This window comes from Pseudomonas sp. (genome assembly GCF_049645325.1).
GTDB lineage: Bacteria > Pseudomonadota > Gammaproteobacteria > Pseudomonadales > Pseudomonadaceae > Aquipseudomonas.
In genome coordinates this window covers 1-6581 of sequence record NZ_JBARTQ010000042.1, presented here as the reverse complement: position 1 = coordinate 6581, position 6581 = coordinate 1, and the positions used below count along the sequence as shown (strand labels likewise).

Genomic DNA, 6581 nt, shown 5'->3' with positions numbered 1-6581 from the left:
ACCTAGGGCTCATTGAAAACCGAGGCGCCTGTATCGCAGGCAAGCCAGCTCCCACACAAGCCTGGTCACCACAACATCAACGTTGTGCATGCTATGGTGCTCTCCCCTCACTGTGCCTGTTCATCACCGTATGATCGTGATCCCTCGCCCCCTGCGCCTGACCTTCTACTCCCTGTTGATCATCGCCGGCGCGGTGCTGGCCGCCGCCTTGGCCACGCGCCATGCCGAACGCCAAGCCCTGGTGGATGACGCCGCTCGCGCCAATCAGCAGCTCACGCTATATGGCAACTCGCTGCACACCCTGATCGAACGCTACCGCGCCCTGCCCGCCGTGCTGGCGCTGGACTCGGAAATGATCAGCGCCTTGAAAAACCCCGTGGATGCCACGACGCAGGATGTGCTCAACCGCAAGCTGGAACGCATCAACGGCGCCGCGCAATCCTCCACCCTGGAGCTGATGGACCGTACCGGCGTGGCCGTGGCCGCGAGCAACTGGAACCTGCCGAGCAGTTACGTGGGGCACAACTACGCGTTCCGGCCGTATTTCAGCCAGACGCTAAGCCAGGGCACCGGGCGTTTTTACGCAGTAGGCGTGACGACCGGCATTCCCGGTTACTTCCTCTCCAGCGCCGTGGTCGATGAACATGAACAGTTCCTCGGCGCGATGGTGGTGAAGCTGGAATTCCCCGAGCTTGAACGCGAGTGGGCGCAGGGTAATGACCTGTTGCTGGTGAGTGATGCGCGCGGCATCGTGTTTATCGCCAACCAGCCGGGCTGGCGTTATCGCGCGTTGCGCCCGCTGTCTGACAGCGACCACGCCGAGCTCAAGGCCACGCGGCAGTACGACAAAAAGCAGTTGCAGCCTTTGGAAACCCACGCGCTGCAGCGCTTCGGCGACAACAGCCACCTGATGCGTGTCAACGGCCCCGACGGCAGCGCCAATTACATCTGGGAATCGCTGCCGCTAAAGGCCGAAGGCTGGACCCTGCATTTATTGCGCAAACCGCAGTTCGCCTTTGAAGACCAACGCAACGCCGGCCTTGCCGCCGCCGGCTCCTGGCTGGCGCTGGTGTTTCTGCTGTTGTTCCTGACCCAACGCTGGCGCCTGGCCCGCTTGCGCCAGCGCAGCCGCGAAGAGCTGGAACAATTGGTGGAAGAACGCACCCAAGCCCTGCGCACGGCCCAGGACGGTTTGGTGCAATCCGCCAAGCTGGCGGCGTTGGGGCAGATGTCCGCCGCCCTCGCCCATGAAATCAACCAGCCGCTGACCGCCCAGCGCATGCAGTTGGCGACCTTGCGCCTGCTGCTGGACCACGGCCGCGTAGACGACGCTTACCAGGCGCTCACGCCGTTGGACGACATGCTCACGCGCATGGCCGCGCTCACCGGCCACCTCAAGACGTTTGCGCGCAAGAGCCCCAGCGGCCTGCGCGAACGCCTGGATTTGGCCACTGTGGTCGACCAGTCCTTGCACCTGCTCGACGCACGCCTGCGCGATGAAGCCATCGGCGTGGTGCTGGACCTGAGCCGCCCCGCCTGGGTACGTGGCGATGCGATCCGCTTGGAACAAGTGTTGATCAACCTGCTGCGCAACGCCCTCGACGCCATGGCCGACAAACCGCGCAAACGCCTGGAAATTCGTCTGCACGCGGATCAGCAGTTGTGGCAGTTGACCGTCAGCGACAGTGGCGGCGGGATTGCCGAAGAACACTTGAACAATGTGTTCGACCCGTTCTTTACGACAAAACCCGTGGGTGACGGGCTCGGCCTCGGGCTGGCGGTGTCCTACGCCATCGTGCATGAGCTGGGCGGGCGCTTGCTCGCCAGCAACCGTGGCGACGGCGCGGTCTTTACCCTGACGTTGCCTATCGCGCTGGAGACGCCCGACCTATGTTGAACGCGGTGATTGTGGTTGATGACGAAGCCAGCATTCGCACAGCCGTCGAGCAGTGGCTGAGCCTGTCAGGCTTTGAGGTGCAGGTGTTCAGCCGCGCTGAAGAATGCCTGGCGACGTTGCCCAAGGATTTCCCCGGGGTGATTTTGAGCGATGTGCGCATGCCCGGGCTCAGCGGCCTGGAGTTGCTGGCCGAAGTGCAACGCCGTGATGCCGACTTGCCAGTGATATTGCTCACCGGCCACGGCGACGTGCCAATGGCGGTGGAGGCCATGCGCGACGGTGCCTACGACTTTCTGGAAAAACCCTTCAGCCCGGACGCGCTGCTTAACAGCCTGCGTCGGGCCTTGGACAAGCGCGGCCTGATCCTGGAAAACCGTCGCCTGCATCAACAGGCCGACCACCGGGCACAGCTCGAATCCAGCCTGCTCGGCGTGTCCCGTGGCATGCAGAACCTGCGGCGCCAGGTGCTGGACCTGGCGACGTTGCCTGTCAATGTGCTGATCCGTGGCGAAACCGGCAGCGGCAAGGAGTTGGTTGCGCGCTGTCTGCATGATTTCGGGCCACGGGCGAAGAAGCCGTTTGTGGCGCTCAATTGCGCGGCAATCCCCGAGCAGCTGTTTGAAGCCGAGTTGTTCGGGCATGAAAGTGGCGCGTTTACCGGCGCGCAGGGCAAACGCATCGGCAAGCTGGAATATGCCCACGGCGGCACATTGTTCCTCGATGAAATCGAAAGCATGCCCCTGGCCCAGCAGGTGAAACTGCTGCGGGTGTTACAGGAGCAGAAGCTGGAGCGGTTGGGCTCCAACCAAAGTATTCACGTGGATTTGCGCATCATCGCCGCGACCAAGCCTGACCTGTTGGAAGAAGCACGTGCCGGGCGCTTTCGCGAAGACCTGGCGTACCGCCTGAACGTCGCGCAACTGCGTTTGCCGCCCCTGCGTGAGCGTCGCGAAGACATTCCGCTGCTGTTTGAACACTTTGCCCACAGCGCCGCCGAACGCCTGGGCCGCCACGCAGAGCCCTTGAGCGGCCCGCAACTGGGGCGCCTGCTCAGTCACGACTGGCCGGGCAATGTGCGCGAATTGGCCAACGTCGCCGAACGCCAAGTGCTGGGCTTGGGCGAACCGGAGCCGGACGGCGTCGAGGCCGGGCAATCCCTGGCGGCGCAACAGGAAGCGTTCGAAGCCCACTGCCTGAAAGCCGCATTGGCTCGGCACAAGGGCGACATCAGGGCGGTGCTGGCTGAACTGCAACTGCCGCGTCGCACCTTGAATGAAAAGATGCAGCGTCATGGGTTGGTGCGGGATACGTTTCTGTAACCGAACCGATTGTTCCCATGCAGAGCGTGGGAACGATCTGCGTAGGCGGTTTTCCGCTCATGGCCCGCAATTCATCAGCGACTTTCCGCTCAAAAAAAACCCCAAACCCTTCTAGACCGGGCCTTCATCGACCTGGCACAGCTCCTGCTATAGCCCGAACCAGGCTGCGCTCGCGCTGCTCCATAAAAACAACTAGATGAAGGATCCTTCAATGGATAACTCCAACACCCTGCCTCTGGGGTCGGCAGCTGCGCCGGCGAAAGAACGCACCACGTCCAGCCGGATCAAATCGATCTTCAGCGGTTCGGTCGGCAACATGGTCGAGTGGTACGACTGGTACGTCTACGCCGCCTTCTCGCTGTACTTCGCCAAAGCCTTTTTCCCCGCCGGTTCTTCTACCGCTCAATTGATGAACACTGCTGCGATCTTCGCGGTCGGCTTCCTGATGCGCCCGATCGGCGGTTGGTTGATGGGTTTGTACGCCGACTACAAAGGCCGCAAGGCCGCGTTGATGGCCTCGGTGCTGCTGATGTGCTTCGGCTCGCTGCTGATCGCGCTGACCCCGGGTTACGACACCATCGGCATCGGCGCCCCGATCCTGCTGGTGTTCGCCCGTTTGCTGCAGGGCCTGTCGGTGGGTGGCGAGTACGGCACGTCGGCCACTTACCTGAGTGAAATGGCGACCAAGGAACGTCGCGGTTTCTACTCCAGCTTCCAGTATGTGACCCTGATTTCCGGCCAGCTCATCGCACTGGCGGTGTTGATCGTGCTGCAACAAGTGCTGACCACCGAGCAGCTGTATGCCTGGGGCTGGCGCATCCCGTTCGCCATCGGCGCCCTGTGTGCCGTGGTCGCGCTGTTCCTGCGTCGTGGCATGGAAGAAACCGAGTCGTTCACCAAAAAGGAAAAAGCCAAGGAAAGCGCCATGCGCACCTTGATGCGCCACCCCAAGGAAGTGATGACCGTGGTCGGCCTGACCATGGGCGGCACCCTGGCGTTCTACACCTACACCACCTACATGCAGAAGTACCTGGTGAACACCGTCGGCATGAGCATTTCCGACTCCACGACCATTTCGGCCGCGACGCTGTTTCTGTTCATGTGCCTGCAACCCCTGGTCGGCGGGCTCTCGGATAAAGTCGGCCGTCGACCGATCCTGATCGCCTTCGGCATCCTTGGCACCCTGTTCACCGTGCCGATCCTCACCACCCTGCACACCATCCAAAGCTGGTGGGGCGCGTTCTTCCTGATCATGGCGGCGCTGATCATCGTCAGTGGCTATACCTCGATCAACGCGGTGGTGAAGGCTGAACTGTTCCCGACCGAAATTCGTGCACTGGGCGTGGGCCTGCCGTATGCGCTGACCGTGTCGATCTTCGGCGGTACCGCTGAAGTCATCGCACTGTGGTTCAAGAACATTGGCATGGAGACCGGCTACTACTGGTATGTGACCGCGTGCATTGCGGTGTCGCTGGTGGTTTACGTGACCATGAAAGACACGCGCAAACATTCGCGGATCACCACGGACTAAAGGCTGGATGCAGTAAAAACCTGTGGGAGCGGGCTTGTGTGGGAGCTGGCATGCCTGCGATAGCATCACCTCGGTCTGCCTGATAAACCGGGGTGCCTGCATCGCGGGCAAGCCCGGCTCCCACACAAGCCCGCTCCCACATTATGGAATCAGGACAGCTCTGCCACCTCCCTTCTCCCATACCGGCGCTGCGCATATGACGCCCCGGCAATCATCACCACCAGCACGCCCGCCAACACTGCCGATGAGCCAATGGTGCCGAAATCCAGCCCGCCCTTTTCATGGGGCTTGGTCAGGAAGTCGCCCAAGGTCGCGCCAAACGGCCGCGTCAGTACGAACGCCACCCAAAACAGCAACACCGACGAAATTTGGGTGAAGTATTTAAGCGCTACCACCACTGCGATCGCCGAGCCGATCAGCAACGCGCCGCCGGCAAAACCCAGCCCGGAGTCGTCCGCCAGGAAGTCACCCAATGCGGTGCCCAAGGTGTTCGAGAACAGAATCGCCATCCAGTAAAACAGCTCGCCCCGCAAGGTCTGCACCTTGTTCACGTTCAGCGAATCACCGCTGACGTGCCACAACGCGAAGATGATCATCAGGATCGCGATCAGGATCATCGAGCCGGTGGCGTACCCGAGGCCCAGGGTGCGGTCCATAAAATCAGACATGGTGGTGCCCGCCGTGCTGGTCGACAAAATCACGATCCAGTACAGCACCGGGTTGTAGGTTTTCGACCAGAGTTGCGTCACCAGGGTGACGAGAAACACGCTGATCAGGATCATCGAGCTGATGGCGTAGCCGACATTCAGGGTCATCGACAGCAAGTCCCCGGCGGTTTCGCCGAGGGTGGTTGCGCAGATTTTCATGACCCAGAACGCCAGGGTGGTCTGAGGAAGTTTGTTCATGGTGCAGAAGGCTCCGAAGCGCAGTGTTTCAAAGGGGCCGACTTAGAGGGGGTGTCGACCTGGCGCGCAGACTGACCGGAACGCTGTGAAAAATAGGTGCGCAATCAATGAAAATTCCATACGGCGGATGGAAATTCGCCGTCATGGATTGCACTATGGCTGCCTCCCAGAACCCCGCAGCAGGAACCCCGGCCATGTCTGACGATATCCATTTCTACGAACCCGCCAACGGCCACGGCCTGCCCCATGACCCCTTCAATGCCATCGTCGGCCCCCGGCCCATTGGCTGGATTTCTTCCCACGACAGCGAAGGCCGCCTGAACCTTGCGCCCTACAGCTTCTTTAATGCGTTCAATTACATTCCGCCGATCATTGGGTTTTCCAGCGTCGGGCGCAAAGACAGCCTGAACAACATCGAGCAGACCGGCGAGTTTGTGTGGAACCTGGCCACCCGCCCGCTGGCCGAGCAGATGAACCAGAGTTGCGCGGCGGTATCGCCCGAGGTGAACGAATTCGAATTGTCCGGCCTGACGCCGGTGGCCTCGAAAATCGTCGGCGTGCCACGGGTGGGCGAAAGCCCGGTGTCATTCGAGTGCAAGGTGACGCAGATCATTCAGCTGCAGCGCGCCGACAAGCAATTGGTGCCGAGCTGGCTGGTACTCGGCGAAGTCGTCGCGGTGCACATTGCCAAGTGGTTGCTCAAGGATGGCATTTACGACACTGCGGCGGCCGAGCCGATCTTGCGTGGCGGGGGCCCGGCGGACTACTTCCAGTTGGGGCCGGAAGCGCTGTTCAAGATGTATCGCCCTGGCGCCACTCAACGCTGATTGGAAGGCAATAAAAATGTGGGAGCGGGCTTGCTCGCGAATGCGGTGTGCCAGTTAAGTATTTGCTAACTGGTGGACCGCATTCGCGAGCAAGCCCGCTCC

The 6581-nt window shown here is 61.3% G+C and carries 5 protein-coding genes; 4 read left to right on the top strand and 1 reads right to left on the bottom strand.

Annotation, left to right across the window (positions count from 1 at the left end):
• The first annotated feature begins 130 nt into the window (after positions 1 to 130).
• The 3 genes from WBB95_RS01820 (at position 131) to WBB95_RS01810 (ending at position 4747) form a co-directional block, all read left to right on the top strand.
• Positions 131 to 1897 carry an ATP-binding protein gene (locus WBB95_RS01820; RefSeq protein ID WP_424486027.1) on the top strand — a complete coding sequence of 589 codons (1767 nt, stop codon included), beginning with the start codon at positions 131 to 133 and terminating at the stop codon, positions 1895 to 1897.
• Positions 1891 to 3216: a sigma-54-dependent transcriptional regulator gene (locus tag WBB95_RS01815; protein WP_424486026.1), complete on the top strand. Its 1326-nt coding sequence runs from the start codon at positions 1891 to 1893 to the stop codon at positions 3214 to 3216. The genes WBB95_RS01820 and WBB95_RS01815 overlap by 7 nt, the downstream gene beginning before the upstream one ends.
• Before the next feature lie 211 nt (positions 3217 to 3427).
• Positions 3428 to 4747, top strand: a complete 1320-nt coding sequence (locus tag WBB95_RS01810; RefSeq protein WP_424486025.1) for an MFS transporter — start codon at positions 3428 to 3430, stop codon at positions 4745 to 4747.
• A gap of 149 nt (positions 4748 to 4896) precedes the next feature.
• Here the strand turns inward: WBB95_RS01810 and WBB95_RS01805 are convergent, their stop codons facing one another.
• Positions 4897 to 5652 carry a hypothetical protein gene (locus WBB95_RS01805; RefSeq protein ID WP_424486024.1) on the bottom strand — a complete coding sequence of 252 codons (756 nt, stop codon included), beginning with the start codon at positions 5650 to 5652 and terminating at the stop codon, positions 4897 to 4899.
• Positions 5653 to 5846: 194 nt separating this feature from the next.
• Here WBB95_RS01805 and WBB95_RS01800 point away from each other — a divergent pair, with 194 nt between their 5' ends.
• On the top strand, positions 5847 to 6479 hold the full coding sequence (locus WBB95_RS01800; protein ID WP_424486023.1) for a flavin reductase family protein: 633 nt from the start codon (positions 5847 to 5849) through the stop codon (positions 6477 to 6479).
• The last annotated feature ends 102 nt before the right edge of the window (positions 6480 to 6581 follow it).